Here is a 19,883-nt window from a genome sequence, read left to right as displayed (position 1 = left end):
CCTGCATGCACGCCAGCGTCCTCCGATACTTCATCGAGGTGGCCCGCAGCGGCTCGGTGCGCAAGGCATCGGAGCGGCTGCACGTGGCGGCCAGCGCCATCAACCGCCAGATCCTGAACCTGGAGGAGGAGCTGGGCACGGAGCTGTTCGACCGCCTGCCCGGCGGCATGCGGCTGAACCCGGCCGGCGAGCGGCTGCTGCGCCATGCGCAGGAGACGCTGCACGGCTACCAGGTGCTGCGCACCGAACTGGACGCGCTGCGCGGCGAGCGCAGCGGCCACATCAAGCTGGCAGCCATGGACTCGTGCTTCGAGGACCTGCTGCCCGCCGCGGTGGAGGAGTTCTCGCAACTGTTCCCCGCCGCGACCTACACCATCGTCTCGACCCAGCCCATGGAGGTGCCGCAGCTCGTGGCCTCGGGCCAGGTCGACCTCGGCGTCAGCTTCGTCACGCGGCTGCCGGCCGGCGCGGTGGCCGTGAGCCTGGCGCACCTGCCCCTGGGCGTGGTGATGCCGCCGGGCCATCCGCTGGCCGGCCATGCGCGCGTCGCGTTGCGCGATTGCGCACGCCACCCCTTCATCCGCTCGGGCGCGCAGCCGGTGTTCGGTCCCACGCTGTCGGCCGAGTACACGGCCTTCTGGGAGGCCATGGAGCCGGTCGCCACCTGCAACTCCACGCCCCTGGTCAAGCGTCTGGTCATGGCCGGCAAGGGCATCACGACCTTCTCCAAGATCGCGCTGCTGGACGAGCTGCGCCGCGGCGAGCTGGTCTGGCGGCCGTTCGCGCTGCCGGTGCTGAACCAGCTGCAGGTCGGCATCGTGGTGCCGGCCCAGCGCGCGCTGCCGCAGCTCACGCAGAACTTCGTGGGGCGGCTCGCACGCCGGCTGGCGCAGCTCGAGCAGGAAGCCGCCGCGCTGTAGCCGGCGCCGCCTGCGCAGGGCACGAGCGCGGGGGTCTGCAACCCAGATGCCGCGGTGCACGCCGCGCGCCTATGCTGGCAACCATGCACGACCCCGCAGCCAAATTCGACGCCGAACGCGCCGCCGAGTACGAACGCCAGAGCCGCATCGCACTCGCCGGCTACGAAGCCTGCCACGAGCTCGCCGCCTGCCTGCTGTCGGCCGCGCTGGACCCGGACCGCGGCAACGAGGCCCCGCGCGACGTGCTGGTGGTGGGTGCCGGCGGCACGGCACAGGAGATCCAGTGCCTGGCCCGGCTGCAGCCGCACTGGCGCTGCACGGCCGTCGACCCCTCTGCGCAGATGCTGGACCAGGCCATGGACCGCCTGCGCAGCCTGGGCCTGGACCGCCAGACCGAGGCCGTGCACGGCAGCGTGCAGGATCTGCCGGCGGCCCGGCGCTTCGACGCCGCGACCCTGATCGGCGTGCTGCACCACCAGGGCGGCGACGCCGCCAAACAGGCCTTGCTGCACACCATCGCCGCGCGCCTGCCCGTCGGCGCGCCGCTGGTCCTGGCCGGCAACAGCCACACCTATGCAAGCCGCCCCTTGCTGCTCAAGGCCTGGGCCGAACGCTGGCGCATGGCCGGCGCCGGACCGGACGAGGTGCAGGCCAAGCTCGCGAAGATCCTGCAGGGCGCCGACCCGCCGGCCACGGAAGCGGCCTCGCTGCAACTGCTGGAAGCGGCGGGCTTCGCGCGGGCCGAGCGCTTCTTCTCCAGCCTGTTCTGGACCGGCTGGATCGCCTTTCGCAACTGAGCCGCAGCGGCGTCCGCACTTGTGCGGACAGCTGCCGCCACCGCGGCGCCGCATGTCATGGCAGCGTCATGCCGTGTCACGGCCTTGTCGTGCGCACTGTCGACACTGCGCGGCTCCGGGCAAGCGCCCACAACCGCTCCAGTGCAATGACCCAAGAACCACGCGACGCCACCGAACAGGACGTCGCGACAACACCAACGCACCCCTTCGCCAGCGACCGCCGCAGCATGCTGCGCGGCGCGGCCGGCTTCTCGGCCATGGCGGTGGGCGGCGGCTTCCTGCAGGCCGCGCAGGCGGCGCAGGCGGCCGTCACGAGCTTCGCGATCGCCGTGCTGCCCGACACGCAGTTCTATGCGCGCTACGCGACGACCGACGAGGGCCAGCAGTTTCAGAACCGCTACGGCTCCACACCCTATGCCGCGCAGACCAGCTGGATCGCCAACAACGCGGGCACCTACAACATCCCCTTCGTGATCCACCTGGGCGACGTGGTCGACCAGGTCGGCAAGCCCAACCAGTGGCGCGTGGCCGACGAGGCGATGCGGCAGCTGGAGAATGCCAGCGTCCCCTATTCCATCCTGGCCGGCAACCACGACGTGCTGGCCGACTACGATTACCACGGCCCGAGCGACCAGGGCTTCGGCACCGATGCCCAGCGCAACCTGGCCGCCGAGCCCTACCTGCAGTGGTTCCCGACGAACCGCGCCGCCCGCCAAAGCAGCTTCCACGAGCGCGACAGCTCGGGCTTCAACGAATGCCACGTGTTCAGCGCGCATGGCGTGCAGTTCATGGTGCTGTCGCTGTCCTGGCGCGTCTCCGACGCGGCCATCGCCTGGGCCCGCGACGTGATGCGCCGCAACCCCACGCTGCCGGTCATCCTGTCCAACCACCAGCTGCTCAACATCGCGGCCGATGGCATCACGCCGGCCGAGACCGACTACGGCAAGATGCTGTGGGACAGGCTGATCTGCGACAACGACCAGATCTTCATGACCTTGAACGGCCACCACCACGGCGCGGCCTACCTTAAGAAGTTCAACAACTTCGGCAACGAGGTGCACCAGATGGTGGTGGACTACCAGATGGATTACCAGGGCGGCAACGCCATGATGCGCCTGTACGAGGTGGACTTCAGCGCCAACAAGATCGATGTGATGTCGTTCTCGCCCTGGGTCGTCGGCAAGCCGGCCAGCACGCTGACGCAGTTCGACTTCGCCGAGCTCAGCGCGGCCAACCAGCGCTTCACGATCCCGATCAACTTCAAGAAGCGCTTTGCGGGCTTTCTGCGCTGGCGCCCGCTGCTGGCCACCACGGGCACGGCCATCCTGCCGCGCGTGCGCAGCGAGTTCCTGGCCAGCTACGTGGAGCCCAAGCCCACGGTGCAGCGCCCGCCGGCGGACGCCAACGACTTCCCGCTCATCGCGGGCGAGGACAACTACGCGCACTGGCGCGCGCCGGCCGGCATCGCCGAAGGCCAGGTGGTGCGCGTGGGCGAGGCCCTGCCCAACATCACCACCAGCGGCCAGCACGTGGGCCAGCACATGTACCGCGCCGCGCCCGCGGGTGCCGCACAGCTGGGCGACGTGGTCTGGTCCACCGACAGGCACTACCTGTCGTCGGCGCCCGGCAGCGTGCGATTCCTCAACAGCGACAAGACAGTGGACCGCCTGAACGCCTTCCTGACCCAGGTGGGCGCGTCCATCAACAACCGCAGCTTCTGGAGCGGCTACACCATCGAGGCCTTCATCAAGCTGCCGACCGACTGGGATTCGAACAAGCACCGCTGGGCCAACCTGCTCGGCCGCGTCGGCCGGCGCGGCAACGTGCCGGGCGGCTTCCGCGGTGGCGACCCGGAAGCCTCCAGCGTGCTGTTCGCCATCTCCAGCCTGCGCGAAGTGCAGTGGGAGATCGTGCCGGCCAGCAACGCGCAGTACCCACAGACGGCCTGGTCCGGTGAGCTGATCCGCAACACCTGGTACCACGTGGCCATCGTCAACGACCCGGCCACGCGCACGACCACGATGTACGTGGACGGCGCGCCGGTGCTGCGCAACATCGCCAACGCGGAAACGGGCACGCGCTCGCTGAGCGTCAACAACCCCTGGATCGTCGGCGCCGGCTGGTGGGACACCGTGCTCACGGACGGCTACTACGGCTGGATCGGCGAGATCCGCCTGGTCGGCCGGCCGCTGCCGGCGACGCAGTGGCTGACGGCCCGCCGCAGCTGACGCACATCCATGCACCGAGGCAGCCTGCGCGCGCGGGCCGCCTGCTTCCTTACGTTCTGGAGTTCCCCATGTTTTCTCGCATCCTCCTGGCCACGGCAGCGTCGCTGCTGGTCGGCATCAGCGCGCATGCTGCGCCCGTGCAGGCCACCGCCAGCATCTTCAACGGCAGCGGCTACGGCAGCAGCTACACCGGCCCGGGCGGCACCGTCTCGCCGAGCAACGCCGCCCTGGGTTGGGTCGTCGACGGCGGCAACGGCGCCTTCGACGCCTTCGGCTTCTACAACAGCGGCACGGCCGGCCTCACGCAATCGCGCCAGGTCGAGCTGCTGAGCGGCAACGTGTTCCGCTTCTTCGACAGCTTCGCCAACACCTCCAGCCAGGTCATCACCACCACGCTGAACTTCTTCGGCAACCTGGGTTCGGACGGCGACGAACTCGTCCATTACAACCAGAACGGCCTGGTCGTCAGCTGCGAAGACGACTGGACCGGCCACTGCGGCAGCGACCCGGTGCTGGCACTGGTCTCGGGCAACAACGGCCTGGGCATCGCGTCGATCAGCCCGGACCGCTACAACGTCAGCTTCTCGGTCACCATCGCGCCCGGCGAGGTGCTGAGCCTGCTGAACTTTGCCTTCCTCGCCAGCGACGAGAACGGCCCGAGCGACGGGGACGTGGTGCTGGCGCAGGCCACCGGCCTCGCCCTGCTGGACGCACCGCGCCTGGAAGGCCTCAGCGCCGAGCAGCTGGCCACGCTGGCCAACTACACGCTGGCCAGCGAAGTGCCCGAGCCCTCGGGCATGGCGCTGGTGCTGGCCGGCCTCGCGGCCCTGGGCTGGCGCGCCCGGCGCAAGGTCTAAAACGCCATGAAAAAGCCCGCGGCGCTGGCGCGTCGCGGGCTCGGCAGGAGGATGGCCTTCAGAACGGCAGCTTGGGCATGCCGCCCCCGCCGCCCATGAGGCCCTTCATGCCGCCCATGCGCTTCATCATCTTCATGAGGCCGCCGCCCTTCATCTTCTTCATCATGTCCTGCATCTGGCCGAACTCGTTGAGCAGGCGGTTGACCTCCTGCACCTGAACGCCGGCGCCGGCGGCGATGCGGCGTTTGCGCGTGGCCTTGATCAGGTCGGGCTTCCTGCGCTCCAGCGCCGTCATGCTGTGGATGATGCCCTGCTTGCGGCGGATCTCCTTCTCGGCGCGGTCCATGTCGACCTGGCCGGCCTTGGCCGACATCTGCGTGGGCAGCTTGTCCATCAGGCTGGACAGGCCGCCCATCTGGTTCATCTGCTGGATCTGCGCCAGGAAGTCGTTCAGGTCGAAGCCCTCGCCGCTCTTGACCTTGGCCGCCAGCTTCTGCGCCGCCGCCATGTCCACGTTGGCCGTGACCTGCTCGACCAGGGCCACGATGTCGCCCATGCCCAGCACGCGGCCGGCATGGCGCTCGGCGTCGAACACCTCCAGCCCGTCGATCTTCTCGCTGGTGCCGGCGAACTTGATCGGCACGCCCGTGACATGGCGGGCCGACAGCGCGGCACCGCCGCGCGAGTCGCCGTCGGTCTTGGTCAGCACGATGCCGGTGAGCGGCAAGGCCTCGCCAAAGGCCTTGGCCACGTTCATGGCGTCCTGGCCCTGCATGGCGTCGACGACGAACAGCGTCTCCACCGGGTTCAGCGCGGCATGCAGCTCGCGGATCTCCTGCATCAGCGCCTCGTCCACGGCCAGCCGGCCGGCCGTGTCGACCAGCAGCACATCGATGTAGTGCTTGCGCGCGTAGTCCAGCGCCGCGCGCGCAATGTCCACCGGCTTTTGCTCGCCCGTGCTCGGGAACCACTCGGCGCCGGCCTGCTTGGTGACGGTCTTGAGCTGCTCGATGGCGGCCGGGCGGTAGACGTCGGCCGAGACGGTCAGCACCTTCTTCTTGCGCCGCTCGGTCAGGAGCTTGGCCAGCTTGGCCGTGGTGGTGGTCTTGCCCGTGCCCTGCAGGCCGGCCATCAACACCACGGCGGGCGGCTGGGCCGCCAGGTTGAGCTCGGCGCCCGGCAGGCCCTGGCCCATGGTGGTGGCCAGCTCGCGGTTGACGATGCCGACCAGGGCCTGGCCCGGCGACAGCGAGCCCAGCACCTCCTGGCCGAGGGCCTTTTCCTTCACGCGGGCGATGAAGTCGCGCACCACGGGCAGCGCCACGTCGGCCTCCAGCAGCGCCATGCGCACCTCGCGCAGCATGTCGGTGACGTTGGCTTCGGTGATGCGGGCCTGGCCGCGGATCTCCTTGACCAGACGCGAGAGTTTTTCGGTGAGAGCGGACGCCATGGAGGTCCTTTGCGCCAGCACAAGGAGCGCAGTTGGGGGAAGGGAGAAGCGGCCGGCGCCCGGAAGGTGTGCCGGTAAACTGAGCCCATGATTTTAGCGAGCGCCTCCATGGCCACCGTGTTGCTGTCGGCCGCCGCCGCCGCGGCCTATGCGGTGCCGGCGGCGGTCGCCTCGCGCCTGCAGCCCGAGCGCAGCCGTCACGCGCTGTTGCCGGCCTGGGTGCTGCATGCGCTGCTGCTGTGCTGGGGCCTGTGGTTCACGGCCACGCCGCGCTTCGGCTTCGCGCCGGCGCTGTCGGTCACGGCCTGGCTGGTGCTCACGGTCTACGCCGTGGAAAGCCATGTGTTCCCGCAGCTGCGTGCGCACTGGGCGCTGGCCGGTTTCGGCGCCGTGGCGGTGCTGATGGCCCTGGTGTTCCCGGGCACGCCCCTGCACGAGAACGCCTCGCCCTGGCTGCCGCTGCACTGGGCCCTGGGCATCGCCTGCTATGGCCTGTTCGCGGCGGCCGTGCTGCACGCCTGGCTGATGCGCCGCAGCGAGCGCGCCATGCGCGACGCCGGCCCCTCGTTCAGTGGCGTGCCGCTGTTGACGCTGGAGCGGCTGACCTTTCGCTTCGTGCAGGCCGGCTTCGTGCTGCTGACGGCCACGCTGGCGGCCGGCTGGCTCTTCGGCGAGTCGCTCTACGGCGCGGGCGCCGGCCGCTGGCGCTGGGACCACAAGACGGTGTTTTCGCTACTGTCCTGGCTCACCTTCGCGGTGTTGCTGGTCGGCCGCGCGCGCTTCGGCTGGCGTGGCCGCACCGCCGTGCGCGTGCTCTACGCGGGTGCGGCGCTGCTGCTGCTGGCCTATGTGGGCTCGCGTTTCGTGCTCGAAGTGTTGATCGGCCGGGGGGCCGCATGAAGTTCCTGATCGTCCTGCTGGTGGTGGCCTTCGGCGTCTGGCTGTGGCGCTCGCGCCGGCCGCCGCCACCGCCGGCCAAGCCGCGTGCCCGCAACGCACTGCCGGCCGAGATGGTGCGTTGCGCCGCCTGCGGCCTGCACCTGCCGCTGGCCGACGCCGAGCGCAGTCCGCGCGGCGTGTACTGCAGCAAAGAGCACCGGCGCCAGATCGAGGGCTGAGAAGCTGTGAACGAACCGCTCACGCCCACGCGAGGCCCCCAATGACGAACTTCTCACGTTGCGACCGCTGCTCCCAGGGCCTCGCCCTTCGGGCCGGGGCGCGCCAAGCCACATGCGGGCGTTGCAGTCCTTGCCCGGGCACGAGCCCGGGCGGCGGACTGCGCCTACGCCTGTGGCCCGGCGCACCCCGTCGTGGACGCGATCGGTTCATTCACAGCTTCTGAGACGGCGTGACCGCCCTCGACGACGCCTGGCCACCGTCCGACTTCGATCCGCGCACCGCGGTCCTGCCGCCGGTCGGCGACCTGGCCATGACACGTGCCTGGTACGGTTTCATGACGGCGCGCGTCACGATCGCACTGGCCCTGCTGCTGCTGCAGGCCACGCAGTACGCGCTGACGGGCACCGTGCCGGCCTGGGTGCTGGCCATGTGCGCGCTGTACCTGGCCAGTGCGATGGCGACGCGGCTGCTGGCGCGCCCGCGCCTGCCGCGCCATGCGCTCGATCCGACCTGGCTGCTGACCGTGGGCATGGACGTGCTGGCCATTGCGCTGCTGCAGCTGTTCCAGTCCGGCACCATCAGCTACACGCCCTTGCTGGGCGTGCCGGTGCTGCTGACGGCGGTGCTGGGCACGCGGCCCATGGCCATCGGCATGGCGCTGGCCATCACCCTGCTGCTGTTGCTGGAGACCTGGTGGGCCTCCGCGCACGGCCTGACCGAAAGCACGGGGCGCTACCTGCAGGCCGGCCTGGCCGGCCTGGGCTACCTGCTGGTGGCCTTCCTGGCCAACCAGCTGGCGGCCCGGCTCATGCGCGAGGAGCAGCTCGCGCTCGCCGGCCTGCACGCCGCGCGGCTGCAAGCCCAGGTGAACCAGCTCGTGATGGAGACGCAGACCGACGGCGTCGTGGTGGTGGACACGCACAACCGCATGCGCACCGCCAACCCGGCGGCGCGGGCACTGCTGGGCCTGGACGCGGCGGGCCTGCGGCCCACGCTGGACGCGCAGCCCAGTTGGGCGCCACTGCTGGAACTGGCGCGCGCCACGTTCGAGCAGGCCACGCCGCAGGCGGCCGACCTGACGCTGCGCAGCGCCAGCCGCGGCGCCCGGCGCCTGCGCGTGCACACCCGCATGACCGAGGCCCCGGGCCGCGCGCACGAGCGGCTGTGCGTGATGTTCCTGCACGACCTGCGCGAGGCCGAGGCGCGCACGCGCACCGAGAAGATGGCGGCCATGGGCCGCATGTCCGCCGCCGTCGCGCATGAAATCCGCAACCCGTTGGCCGCCATCGTCCAGGCCAATGCGCTGCTGGACGAGGAACTGCAGTCGCCCGGCCAGCGCCAGCTCACGCAGATGATCCAGCACAACGCGCAGCGCCTGGCCAAGATCGTCGACGAGGTGCTGGACGTGGCCCGCGTGCCCGAGGCCGGCCGCACCGCGCCACCCAGCCTGCTGCTGGACGCCAGCGTGCAGGACATCTGTGCGGACTGGGTCCGGCGTGCGCCGCAGCGCCGCCGCGTGCAGCTGGCGCTGGCCACGCAGGGCCTGCCGGTGGACTTCGACAGCGAGCACCTGCGCCGCGTGCTGGTCAACCTGCTGGACAACGCGCTGCGCTACGCCAGCGAACGGCCGGCCGCGATCCAGGTGACGACGCGGCTGTCGGCCGAGCGCCAGTCCAGCCTGCAGGTCTGGAGCGACGGCGCGCCGCTGGAGGAATCGGTCGAACGCCACCTGTTCGAGCCATTCTTCTCCTCGGAGAGCCGCTCCAGCGGACTGGGGCTGTACATTTGCCGCGAACTCTGTGAGCGCCACCGCGCCAGCATCGGCTATCAGCGCAGCGCACGGCAGCTCGAAGGCGCCAGCGTCCAGGGCAACGAGTTCTCCGTGCAGTTCCGTCCCCCGAAGCCCGCAGAGCGCACCCCGCCCGCCCATTGAGCCATGCCACCGCACACGCAAGCCCCTTCCGCGCAACCTGCCAGCGTCCTGGTGGTGGACGACGAGCCCGACCTGCGCACGCTGTACGAGCTCACGCTGCTGCGCGAGGGCCACCGCGTGGAGACCGCCGGCACCCTGGCCGAAGCGCAGGCGGCGCTGCAGGCGCAGCGCTTCCGTGCCGTCATCACCGACATGCGGCTGCCCGATGGGCTGGGCCTCACGCTGCTGCAGGAGCTGCGCGCGCAGCAGCGCGCCGAGCGCTGCATCGTCATCACGGCCTACGGCTCGGCCGAGAACGCCGTGGAAGCGCTCAAGGCCGGCGCCTTCGACTACCTGACCAAGCCGGTGGATCTCAAGCAGTTCCGCGCCGTGGTGGCCTCGGCCCTGCAGGAGCACGATGCGGTGCTGCCGCGCCCGGCTGCGCGCAGCGCCCAGCCCGATGGCGCGGCCCATGCGGCACCCGCGCTGGAGCGGCTGGTCGGTGAGTCCGAGCCCATGCGCCTGGTCAAGCAGCGCATCCTGAAGGTGGCGCGCAGCATGGCACCGGTGCTGGTGCGCGGCGAATCGGGCACCGGCAAGGAGCTCGTGGCCCAGGCCCTGCACGCCGCCAGCCACCGCGCCGCCGCGCCGCTCGTCGCCGTGAACTGCGGCGCCATTCCCGAGAACCTGCTCGAGGCCGAATTCTTCGGCGCCAAGAAGGGCTCCTACACCGGCGCGCTGGCCGACAGGCTGGGCTACTTCCAGGCCGCGCGCGGCGGCACGCTGTTCCTGGACGAGATCGGCGACCTGCCGCTGGCCATGCAGTCCAAGCTGCTGCGTGCGATCCAGGAGCGCAGCGTGCGGCCGCTGGGCTCCACCCAGGAGGACACGGTCGACGTGCGCATCGTCAGCGCCACCCACAAGGACCTGGCGGCCGAGGTCAAGGCCGGCCGCTTCCGCCAGGACCTGTACTACCGCCTGAACGTGATCGAGATCGTGGTGCCGCCGCTGCGCGAGCGCCGCGACGACCTGCCGGCGCTGTGCACGGCCCTGCTGGGCCGCATCGCGCACGAATCCGGGATGCAGGTGCCGCCGCCTTCCAGCGCGCTGCTGGCCGAGCTGCAGCAGCATCCGTTGGCCGGCAACGTGCGCGAGCTCGAGAACCTGCTGCACCGTGCCGTGGCCATGAGCGAGGGCGATGAACTCAGCGCCGACTTCCCCGACAGCGGCAGCCAGGCACTGGCGCCCCTGCCGGCAGGCGACGAGGCCACGCCCAGCGACCTGCAGGCCTACTTGGACCGGCAGGAGCGCGCCATCCTCGTGCGCGTGCTGCACGAGACCGGCTTCAACCGCACGGCGGCGGCAGCCCGTTTGGGGCTGTCTCTGCGGCAGATCCGCTACCGCATCGCGCGGCTCAACATCGCCACGCCGCAGGACAACGAACCCCATGACGAGTGACGCGCTGTGGCAGGGCGGCTGGTACCGCTTCGCGCGGCACCAGCCATCGCCCAACTTCGGGCCGCGCCCGGCCGGTGCGCGCATCGATCTGGTGGTGCTGCACTCCATCAGCCTGCCGCCGGGCCAGTACGGCGGCGACGAGGTGCTGGCGCTGTTCGACAACCGGCTCGACTGGGACGCCCACCCCTACTTCGCGCAGATCCGCGGCCTGCAGGTGTCGGCGCACTTCTTCATCCGCCGCGGCGGCGAGCTCTGGCAGTTCGTCGACGCCGATGCGCGGGCCTGGCATGCCGGCCGCTCGCACTGGCGCGGCCGCGACGAGTGCAACGACGACTCCATCGGCATCGAGCTCGAAGGCCTGGAGGGCGAGCGCTTCGAGCCGGCCCAGTACGACACCCTGGCCAGCCTGTGCGCCGCGCTCGCCCAGCGCTACCCGATCGCCCATGTGGCCGGCCACGAGCATGTGGCGCCGGGCCGCAAGCAGGACCCCGGACCGGGTTTCGACTGGGCCGCGCTGCAGCACGACACGGGCTGGCCGGCCGACTGGTTTCCGCTTGCGGTGCGTGGATCCGCCCCCATCTAGTACGGGTGGCAACAGGACGCGGCTGGGCCAGGCCCAGCAACCATGCCGGTTGCAAGGCGGAATGGGGCGCCATCCCGCATGAAACCTCAGGTTTGCGCGACCATGGCGCACCGTTGCTGGCGCTGCGGCGAGGTTTCGAACATGCCCTGCAAAAAGCCGCGCAACACGCTACCTGTAGTGGCTAGAATGCCGCCGGACCCTAGATATGGGGCCCGGCCCAAAACGCGCTTTTGCTGCCGCCGGGCCCCGTTTGCGGTGACGACACACCGCCAGATTTCGATCCCGTACCCAGCACCACAAGGAAGCCATGCAAACTGCAGCTCACCTCCCATCCGCCTCGCAACTGTCTCCCACGGCCGCCGCAGCGCGCGCCACCACGGCCGGCAGCACTGCACCGAACGCGCTGGCGCATTACCAGATCATCCGCCGCAACGGCGCCGTCGTGCCGTTCGAGCCGAACAAGATCGCCGTGGCCATGATGAAGGCCTTCCTGGCCGTGCATGGCACCCAGGGTGCGGCCTCGGCCAGCGTGCGCGAGACCGTGGACGGCCTCACGCAGGCCGTCACGCGCGCGCTGGTGCGTTCGCGCCCGGGCGGCGGCACCTTCCACATCGAGGACGTGCAGGACCAGGTCGAGCTGGGCCTCATGCGCGGCGGCCACCACGAGATCGCACGCGCCTACGTGCTGTACCGCGAGCGCCGCGCGCAGGAACGCCACCGCCAGGGCGAGCAGGAGCAACCGGCCGCTGCCCCGACGCTGCATGTGCTGGACGGCGGCGAGCGTGTGGCGCTGAACCTGGCCGACCTGCAACAGCTGATCGCCGACGCCTGCGCCGGCCTGGGCGCGGACGTCAAGCCCGAGCCCATCGTGGCCGAGACCATGCGCAACCTGTACGACGGCGTGCCGCTCGAAGAGGTGTTCAAGGCCGCCATCCTGGCCGCCCGCACGCTGATCGAGAAGGATCCGGACTACACCTACGCCACGGCCCGCCTGCTGCTGCACACCATCGTCAAGGAGGTCCTGGGCCGCGAAGTGGCACCGGCCGACATGGGCGCGGCCTACGCCGACTACTTCCCGCAGTTCATCAAGAAGGGCGTGGAGAACGACCTGCTGGACGAGAAGCTGCAGCAGTACGACCTGGCCCGGCTGGGCGCGGCCCTGAAGGCCGAGCGCGACCAGAAGTTCGACTACCTGGGCCTGCAGACCCTGTACGACCGCTACTTCCTGCACGTCAAGAAGACCCGCATCGAACTGCCGCAGGCCTTCTTCATGCGCGTGGCCATGGGCCTGGCGCTGGGCGAGATCGACCGTGAGGCGCGCGCCATCGAGTTCTACGAGGTGCTGTCCTCGTTCGACTTCATGTCCTCCACGCCGACGCTGTTCAACAGCGGCACGCTGCGCTCGCAGCTGTCCTCCTGCTACCTGACCACCGTGCCCGACGACCTGGACGGCATCTACGAGTCGATCAAGGAAAACGCACTGCTGTCCAAGTTCGCGGGCGGCCTGGGCAACGACTGGACGCGCGTGCGCGCGCTGGGCAGCCACATCAAGGGCACGAACGGCGAATCGCAGGGCGTGGTGCCATTCCTCAAGGTCGTCAACGACACGGCCGTGGCCGTGAACCAGGGCGGCAAGCGCAAGGGCGCGGTCTGCACGTACCTGGAAAGCTGGCACCTGGACATCGAGGAGTTCCTGGAGCTGCGCAAGAACACCGGCGACGACCGCCGCCGCACGCACGACATGAACACGGCCAACTGGATCCCCGACCTGTTCATGCGCCGCGTCATGGAGAAGGGCACGTGGACCCTGTTCTCCCCCTCCTCCGTGCCCGACCTGCATGATCTCTTCGGCACCGAATTCGAGAAGGCCTACGTGGCCTACGAAGAGAAGGCCGCGCGCGGCGACATCAAGCCCAGCAAGACCATCCCGGCCACCGACCTGTGGCGCAAGATGCTGTCGATGCTGTTCGAGACCGGCCACCCCTGGATCACGTTCAAGGACGCCTGCAACGTGCGCTCGCCGCAGCAGCACGTGGGCGTGGTGCACTCGTCCAACCTGTGCACCGAGATCACGCTGAACACCAGCGACACCGAGACCGCCGTCTGCAACCTGGGTTCGGTGAACCTGCTGCAGCACTTGAAGGACGGCCCCAACGGCAAGTCCATCGACCACGAGAAGCTCAAGAAGACGATCTCGACGGCGATGCGCATGCTCGACAACGTGATCGACATCAACTACTACGCCGTGAAGAAGGCGCGCGACTCCAACCTGCGCCACCGCCCGGTGGGCCTCGGGGTGATGGGCTTCCAGGACGCGCTGTACGAACTGCGCATCCCCTACGCCAGCGATGCCGCCGTGCAGTTCGCCGACACCTCGATGGAAGCGGTCTGCTACTACGCCTACTGGGCCTCGACCGAGCTGGCAGCCGAACGCGGCCGCTACTCCAGCTTCAAGGGTTCGCTGTGGGACAGGGGCATCCTGCCCATGGACTCGCTGAACCTGCTCGAACAGGCCCGCGGCGGCTATGTGGAAGTGGACCGCTCGGCCACGCTGGACTGGGACGGCCTGCGCGCCAAGATCAAGCAGGACGGCATGCGCAACTCCAACTGCGTGGCCATCGCCCCGACCGCGACGATCTCCAACATCATCGGCGTGGACGCGTCGATCGAGCCCTGCTTCGGCAACCTGTCGGTCAAGTCCAACCTGTCGGGCGAGTTCACGGTCATCAACCACTACCTGGTGGCCGACCTCAAGCGCCTGCACCTGTGGGACGACGTGATGGTCATGGACCTCAAGCACTTCGACGGTTCGCTCGAACCCATCGACCGCGTGCCACAGGAGATCAAGGCGCTGTACGCCACGGCCTTCGAGGTCGAGCCGGCCTGGCTGGTCGAAGCCGCGGCACGCCGCCAGAAGTGGATCGATCAGGCCCAGTCGCTGAACATCTACATGGCCGGGGCCTCGGGCAAGAAGCTGGACGACACCTACAAGCTGGCCTGGACGCGTGGCCTCAAGACCACCTACTACCTGCGCACGCGCAGCGCCACGCACGCCGAGAAATCGACCGTGGCACCGGGCCGTCTGAACGCCGTGTCCTCGGGTGCGAATGCCGCACCGAGCATGAGCGCGCTCGACGCCGCAGCCGCCAAGGCACGCGCCCAGATGGACGCGCAGATGAATGCGCCGCTGGCCGCTTCGGCCGCGACCGATGTGAAGTTCTGCGGTGTGGACGACCCCACCTGCGAAGCTTGCCAATAAGACCGCGATGAAGCGCTGACGCGCAGCCCCTTTGCATCGCATGCGCCTGCGCGTTTTTGCGATGCACTGGAGCAACAAACATGCACGGCGCCCAGGTGAAGCCTTTGCTTTTCAGGGCGCCGCTTTCATAATCTCGGCACTGGAAAATCTATGCTTACCTGGGACGACGAAGTCAAGCCCTCCTCGCCATCGACACAACACAGCGGGTCCACGGGACACCGCGAGGCAGCGGTCTCTCCCAATTCCGTGAACGCTGTCTCCGCCGCCGCAACGGCCGCGGTCCAAGCCTCCTCCTTCGACACGCCTGCGACTGCATCGCGCCTGCCCGATGTGGCGCTGCCGCCAGTGGCCGCACCGCGCCCCGCCGCAGCAGCGGGTGCCGGCACACACCGCGTGAACGCGGCCGACAAGCGCATCATCAACGGCCAGACCGACGTCAACCAGCTGGTGCCGTTCAAGTACAAGTGGGCATGGGAAAAGTACCTCGCCACCTGCGCCAACCACTGGATGCCGCAGGAAGTGAACATGAACCGCGACATCGCGCTCTGGAAAGACCCGAACGGTCTGACAGAGGACGAGCGCCGCATCGTCAAGCGCAACCTCGGCTTCTTCGTGACCGCCGACTCGCTGGCCGCCAACAACATCGTGCTGGGCACCTACCGCCACATCACGGCGCCCGAGTGCCGGCAGTTCCTGCTGCGCCAGGCCTTCGAGGAAGCGATCCATACGCACGCCTACCAGTACATCGTCGAGTCGCTGGGCCTGGATGAGTCCGAGATCTTCAACGCCTACAACGAGGTGCAGTCGATTCGCGACAAGGACGAGTTCCTGATCCCTTTCATCGAGGCGATCATGGACCCGAACTTCCACACCGGCACGCCCGAGAACGACCAGACCCTGCTCAAGAGCCTGATCGTGTTCGCCTGCCTGATGGAGGGCCTGTTCTTCTACGTCGGCTTCACGCAGATCCTGGCGCTGGGCCGGCAGAACAAGATGACGGGCGCGGCCGAGCAGTACCAGTACATCCTGCGCGACGAGTCCATGCACTGCAACTTCGGCATCGACCTGATCAACCAGTTGAAGCTGGAGAACCCGCACCTGTGGACGCCCGAGTTCAAGGCCGAGATCAAGGCGCTGTTCGAGAAGGCCGTCGCGCTCGAGTACCGCTACGCCGAGGACACCATGCCGCGCGGCGTGCTGGGCATGAACGCCTCGATGTTCAAGGGCTACCTGCGCTACATCGCCAACCGGCGCGCCACGCAGATCGGCCTGGAAGCGCTGTTCCCGAACGAAGAGAACCCGTTCCCCTGGATGAGCGAGATGATCGACCTGAAGAAGGAACGCAACTTCTTCGAGACACGCGTCATCGAGTACCAGTCCGGCGGCGCGCTGTCCTGGGACTGAGACACCGACAACAACATGTTCCACCGCACGTCACGCCCCCCGAGTAGCACCGACAGAGTGCCGGCGTGCACGTGTCCTGAATCCATGGCGCTGGGGCTTTTGGCCCCAACGCCATGCATCGCTTGTGGCGCCCCAACGCGCCGCAAGTGCTCTTTGTAATCCGATCAAGGAGAAAACCATGGCAACTGCGAAGAAACCGGCCGCGAAGAAGGCCGCCCCGGCGAAGAAGGCCGCTGCTCCGGCAAAGAAGGCCGCTCCGGCCAAGAAGGCTGCGCCTGCGAAGAAGGCCGCTGCACCGGCCAAGAAGGCTGCGCCTGCGAAGAAGGCCGCACCGGCGAAGAAGGCCGCACCGGCGAAGAAGGCTGCGCCCGCCAAGAAGGCGGCACCGGCGAAGAAGGCTGCACCGGCGAAGAAGGCTGCACCGGCAAAGAAGGCCGCACCGGCGAAGAAGGCTGCGCCCGCCAAGAAGGCCGCTCCTGCCAAGAAGGCTGCTGCTCCGGCGAAGAAGGCTGCGCCCGCCAAGAAGGCTGCTGCTCCGGCGAAGAAGGCCGCTGCTCCCGCCAAGAAGGCTGCTGCCAAGAAGGCCGCTCCGGCCAAGAAGGCGACTGCCAAGGCCGCCCCCGCCAAGAAGGCTGCTGCCAAGAAACCTGCAAAGAAAGCGGCCCCTGTGCCTGCTGCCGCTGCCCCTGCAGCGTCCACGCAGACCACGCTGAACCCGCAGGCCGCCTGGCCGTTCCCGACGGCCAGCAAGCCCTGAGCGTTGCGCTGCAAGGCGCGACCAAGCCCGGTGCCGCAAGGCCCCGGGCTTTTTCATTTCATGGCCCGCTCACAGACCCCATGCGGCCCGGTCCACGCTGTAGTTCTGCGGGCCTCGCTGGGCAATCTTCAGGGCACCGATGCGGCTGCCCAGTTCAGCGCAACGCGCCAGCGGCCAGCCACGCTCCAGCCCAAACAGCAAAGCGCCGCGGTAGGCGTCGCCGCAGCCCGTGGGATCGACGAGTTCGTCCACACGCACCGGCGCGACCAGTGTGCGCTCGCCCGCGACCCAGACCTCGCTTCCCTCGCCGCCCAGCGTGACCACCAACCCCTGCACCTGGCGCGAGAGTTCGGCGAAACCCAGGCCGGTGCGGTCGCTGAGCATCTTGCCCTCGTAGTCGTTGACGGTGACCCAGGTGGCCAGCGAGACGAAATGGCGCAGCGCGGCGCCATCGAACATCGGCAGGCCCTGGCCCGGATCGAAGACGAAGGGGATGCCGGCGGCGGCGAACTGCTCGGCGTGCTGCAGCATGGCGTCGCGCCCGTCGGGCGAGACGATGCCGAGCTTCACGTCGCCGCGCGCTGCGATGCGCGTCTGGTGCGCATGCATCATGGCGCCGGGGTGGAAGGCCGTGATCTGGTTGTTGTCGCTGTCCGTCATGATCATGGCCTGGGCCGTGTAGCTGCCCTCCACCACGCTCACGTAGTCGGTGGCGATGCCCAGGTCCTTCAAGCGCTGCAGGTAGTCGGCACCATCGGTGCCCAGCGTGGCCATGGGCAGCGGGTCGCCACCGAGTTGCTGGAGCGCGTAGGCGATGTTGCCGGCACAGCCGCCGAAGTCGCGCCGCAGGCTGGGAACCAGGAACGACACGTTCAGGTTGTGGATCTGGTCGGGCAGGATCTGGTCGGAGAACCGCCCCTCGAATCGCATGATGGTGTCGAACGCAAGCGAGCCGCAGATGATGCTGGCCATGGAGACTCCTGGAAGGTGGAAGGTCAGGGATAGAAGGGGTCGAGCCGGTAGCCAACGACGCGCGCGCGGCCCGCGTTGTCGGCGATCTGCAGGTCGGCACTGGCCGTCCATTCGCCATGGGCATCCAGCGCTGCGGGCGGGCTGCCGAGTTCCTGCGGCATCAGCACGCGGCGCAGCACGGGCTGCTCGGCGATGTCGGTCAGCGTCAGCGCGATGGCCGGCAGCGCCACTGCATGCGCGGCCCGGTTGCGCAGCGTCAGGCTGAGCCGGAAGCCGCCATCACCCAGAGCCTGGAAGGCGGAGCCGTCGATGACGATGGCGTCGATGCGGCGCAGTGGCTGGACGCTGCAGGACAGCGGTGCGCACAGCACGTTCAGCAGCGGCCGCAGGCCGGGCGCCGTGGCGGCCAGGCGGTCGCGCTCGTGCACGGCCCACTGCCACAGCAGCAACACCCCGGCCAGGCCCGCAGTCAGGGACCAGAGCAGGCGCGTGCGTGGCGCCGCGGCCGGCGCCACCATCGGTGGCACGGGCACGGCATCGCGCAGGAACGAGAGTTCGGCATGCGCCGGATCCAGCGGAACGGGCCGGGGCACGGGCGGTGCGGCCACCACGCGCGCAGGCGACGGGGCAGGCCGCGGCGCGTCCTCTGCGGCCGCGCGCAGCGGCAGCGGCATGGCGTGGCCGGCGCTGGCAGTCCGCAGCGCAACGGGTGCGGACTCTTCCGCCAGCGACACCACGAGGCGGCCCGGACGATCGGCCGGAATGGGGGCCGGACCGGTGGCGCCGACCGGCTCGGCGCTGACGCGGTGCAGTTCCGGCACGAAGGCCGTGCCCGGCCCGGGCGAGCCAGTGCCGGATCCGGGTCCCGGCGCAGCGGCCCGCGCCTGCACGTAGTCGGCCAGGTCCTGCTCCAGCGACGCGACGGAATCGGTGACGGGAATCTCGGCGGGCGCATGGGGCAGCCACGGGGGCACGTCATCGTCGGCCACGGGCGGCGGCGCCGCGTGCTCGGGCGCCAATGCCTGAGCCGCGGTTTCGGCAGGCGGCGCCTGCGGCAGCGCCGGCGCTGCGGGCACAGACTCGGCCGTCGGCAGCGCCGCGGCTGCAGCCTCCTCAGGGGCGCCCAGGTGCAGGCCAGCGTCGAAGACTTCGGCGCAATGGCCGCAGCGCACCCAGCCCTCGGAAATGCGCAGCTGATCGGGCACGACCCTGAAGCGGGTTCCGCATGCAGGGCAGCGTGTGATCAGCTGGGCCATGGACGCGGTCAGCGTGGCGCGCCGCGCGTGGCCGTCATCAGGATCCAGCCGTCTTCCTCGTCCGCCACCTGCAACGACAGATACGGCGCGTAGGCCGCCTTGAGCTCGTCGGCCTGGCGCGCCAGGATGCCGGCCAGCACCAGGGCACCGCCGGGCGCCACATGGGCGCTGAGCAGCGGCGCCAGCATCTTGAGCGGCGTCGCCAGGATGTTGGCCAACACCACCTGGTAGACCCCGTTCGCGGCATCGGGCAGGCCGGCACGCAGCTGCACGCCGTTGGCATGGGCGTTGTCGCCGGTGGCCTGCACGGCCGCCTCGTCGATGTCGACGGCATCGACGGCGCTGGCGCCATGCTTGGCTGCCGCGATCGCCAGGATGCCGGAACCGCAGCCGTAGTCCAGCACGCGGCCCCAGTCGCCACCCGCACCGCGGCTGGCGATCCAGCGCAGGCACATGCGCGTGGTCGGGTGCGTGCCGGTGCCGAAGGCCAGGCCCGGGTCCAGCCGCAGCACGTGCTGCGCCGCGGCCGGCGGCTCGTGCCAGGTGGGCACGATCCAGAAGGCCGGCGTGATCTCGACCGGCGCGAACTGCGATTGCGTCAAGCGCACCCAGTCCTCGTCGGGCACGGCACCCACGCCCTGCAGCGTGCAGCCCGGGAAGAAATCCTGCGCCTGCAGCAGCAACGCGGCCTCGTCGGCCAGCGCCTCGGTGGCGAACAAGGCCACCAGACGCGAACGCTGCCAGCCCTCGGCCGGTGGGGGCATGCCGGGCTCGCCGAACAGGGCGTGCTCGGCCTCGGTGTCGCCGTCGGCGTCCTCGACGCTGACCGACAGCGCGTCCAGCGCTTCCAGCGCATCGCTCAGGGTCTCGACCCGGTCCTCCGGGCACAGCAGGCGCAGTTCGAACATGGA

16 protein-coding genes are annotated in these 19,883 nt (G+C 69.6%); 12 read left to right on the top strand and 4 right to left on the bottom strand.

Features of this window, described 5'->3' with window-relative positions; translation table 11 throughout:
- Nucleotides 1–5: 5 nt before the first annotated feature.
- From ACSQ4M_RS11670 to ACSQ4M_RS11655, 4 genes are all read left to right on the top strand, one after another.
- Entirely contained in the window at nucleotides 6–920 is a 915-nt protein-coding gene (locus tag ACSQ4M_RS11670) for a LysR family transcriptional regulator (RefSeq protein ID WP_436189693.1), read from the top strand.
- Between the two features lie 83 nt (nucleotides 921–1,003).
- Entirely contained in the window at nucleotides 1,004–1,717 is a 714-nt protein-coding gene (locus ACSQ4M_RS11665; RefSeq protein WP_436189692.1) for a class I SAM-dependent methyltransferase, read from the top strand.
- 146 nt (nucleotides 1,718–1,863) lie between these two features.
- A complete protein-coding gene (locus ACSQ4M_RS11660; protein WP_436189691.1) occupies nucleotides 1,864–3,945 on the top strand; it encodes a LamG-like jellyroll fold domain-containing protein in 2,082 nt (693 codons plus the stop codon).
- 68 nt (nucleotides 3,946–4,013) lie between these two features.
- Entirely contained in the window at nucleotides 4,014–4,802 is a 789-nt protein-coding gene (locus tag ACSQ4M_RS11655) for a PEP-CTERM sorting domain-containing protein (RefSeq protein ID WP_436189690.1), read from the top strand.
- 58 nt (nucleotides 4,803–4,860) lie between these two features.
- On the opposite strand, the gene ffh is transcribed toward ACSQ4M_RS11655, so the two are convergent.
- On the bottom strand, nucleotides 4,861–6,252 hold the full coding sequence (gene ffh, locus ACSQ4M_RS11650; protein WP_436189689.1) for a signal recognition particle protein: 1,392 nt from the start codon (nucleotides 6,250–6,252) through the stop codon (nucleotides 4,861–4,863).
- A gap of 87 nt (nucleotides 6,253–6,339) precedes the next feature.
- Here ffh and ACSQ4M_RS11645 point away from each other — a divergent pair, with 87 nt between their 5' ends.
- The 8 genes from ACSQ4M_RS11645 to ACSQ4M_RS11610 all read left to right on the top strand — a co-directional run bounded on the left by ACSQ4M_RS11645 (nucleotide 6,340) and on the right by ACSQ4M_RS11610 (nucleotide 16,744).
- Nucleotides 6,340–7,152 (top strand): cytochrome C assembly family protein, encoded by an 813-nt coding sequence (locus tag ACSQ4M_RS11645; protein ID WP_436189688.1) that lies wholly within the window; start codon nucleotides 6,340–6,342, stop codon nucleotides 7,150–7,152.
- Complete coding sequence (locus ACSQ4M_RS11640) at nucleotides 7,149–7,370, top strand: PP0621 family protein (protein WP_436189687.1); 222 nt, start codon at nucleotides 7,149–7,151, stop codon at nucleotides 7,368–7,370. Before ACSQ4M_RS11645 ends, ACSQ4M_RS11640 begins: the two co-directional genes overlap by 4 nt.
- 230 nt (nucleotides 7,371–7,600) lie before the next feature.
- Nucleotides 7,601–9,304, top strand: coding sequence for a sensor histidine kinase (locus tag ACSQ4M_RS11635; protein WP_436189686.1), 1,704 nt, complete (start codon nucleotides 7,601–7,603; stop codon nucleotides 9,302–9,304).
- 3 nt (nucleotides 9,305–9,307) lie between these two features.
- Nucleotides 9,308–10,741 carry a sigma-54-dependent transcriptional regulator gene (locus tag ACSQ4M_RS11630; RefSeq protein ID WP_436189685.1) on the top strand — a complete coding sequence of 478 codons (1,434 nt, stop codon included), beginning with the start codon at nucleotides 9,308–9,310 and terminating at the stop codon, nucleotides 10,739–10,741.
- Nucleotides 10,731–11,324 carry a 1,6-anhydro-N-acetylmuramyl-L-alanine amidase AmpD gene (ampD, locus tag ACSQ4M_RS11625; protein ID WP_436189684.1) on the top strand — a complete coding sequence of 198 codons (594 nt, stop codon included), beginning with the start codon at nucleotides 10,731–10,733 and terminating at the stop codon, nucleotides 11,322–11,324. The genes ACSQ4M_RS11630 and ampD overlap by 11 nt, the downstream gene beginning before the upstream one ends.
- 307 nt (nucleotides 11,325–11,631) lie before the next feature.
- A complete protein-coding gene (locus ACSQ4M_RS11620; RefSeq protein WP_436189683.1) occupies nucleotides 11,632–14,583 on the top strand; it encodes a ribonucleoside-diphosphate reductase subunit alpha in 2,952 nt (983 codons plus the stop codon).
- 150 nt (nucleotides 14,584–14,733) lie between these two features.
- Entirely contained in the window at nucleotides 14,734–15,987 is a 1,254-nt protein-coding gene (locus ACSQ4M_RS11615; protein ID WP_436189682.1) for a ribonucleotide-diphosphate reductase subunit beta, read from the top strand.
- 178 nt (nucleotides 15,988–16,165) lie between these two features.
- On the top strand, nucleotides 16,166–16,744 hold the full coding sequence (locus tag ACSQ4M_RS11610; protein ID WP_436193996.1) for a histone: 579 nt from the start codon (nucleotides 16,166–16,168) through the stop codon (nucleotides 16,742–16,744).
- A gap of 69 nt (nucleotides 16,745–16,813) precedes the next feature.
- Here ACSQ4M_RS11610 and ACSQ4M_RS11605 read toward each other — a convergent pair whose 3' ends face one another.
- The 3 genes from ACSQ4M_RS11605 to prmA are packed head-to-tail and all read right to left on the bottom strand — an operon-like array spanning nucleotide 16,814 to nucleotide 19,880.
- On the bottom strand, nucleotides 16,814–17,716 hold the full coding sequence (locus tag ACSQ4M_RS11605) for a carbohydrate kinase family protein (RefSeq protein ID WP_436189681.1): 903 nt from the start codon (nucleotides 17,714–17,716) through the stop codon (nucleotides 16,814–16,816).
- A gap of 23 nt (nucleotides 17,717–17,739) precedes the next feature.
- Nucleotides 17,740–18,972 carry a DUF3426 domain-containing protein gene (locus ACSQ4M_RS11600; protein ID WP_436189680.1) on the bottom strand — a complete coding sequence of 411 codons (1,233 nt, stop codon included), beginning with the start codon at nucleotides 18,970–18,972 and terminating at the stop codon, nucleotides 17,740–17,742.
- A gap of 8 nt (nucleotides 18,973–18,980) precedes the next feature.
- Nucleotides 18,981–19,880: a 50S ribosomal protein L11 methyltransferase gene (gene prmA, locus ACSQ4M_RS11595; protein ID WP_436189679.1), complete on the bottom strand. Its 900-nt coding sequence runs from the start codon at nucleotides 19,878–19,880 to the stop codon at nucleotides 18,981–18,983.
- Between the last annotated feature and the right edge of the window lie 3 nt (nucleotides 19,881–19,883).

The organism is Pseudorhodoferax sp. LjRoot39 (assembly GCF_964253035.1).
Taxonomy (GTDB): domain Bacteria; phylum Pseudomonadota; class Gammaproteobacteria; order Burkholderiales; family Burkholderiaceae_C; genus Pseudorhodoferax.
Note: the sequence above shows the minus strand (reverse complement) of the source record. Positions and strands in the feature narration are given on the sequence as shown.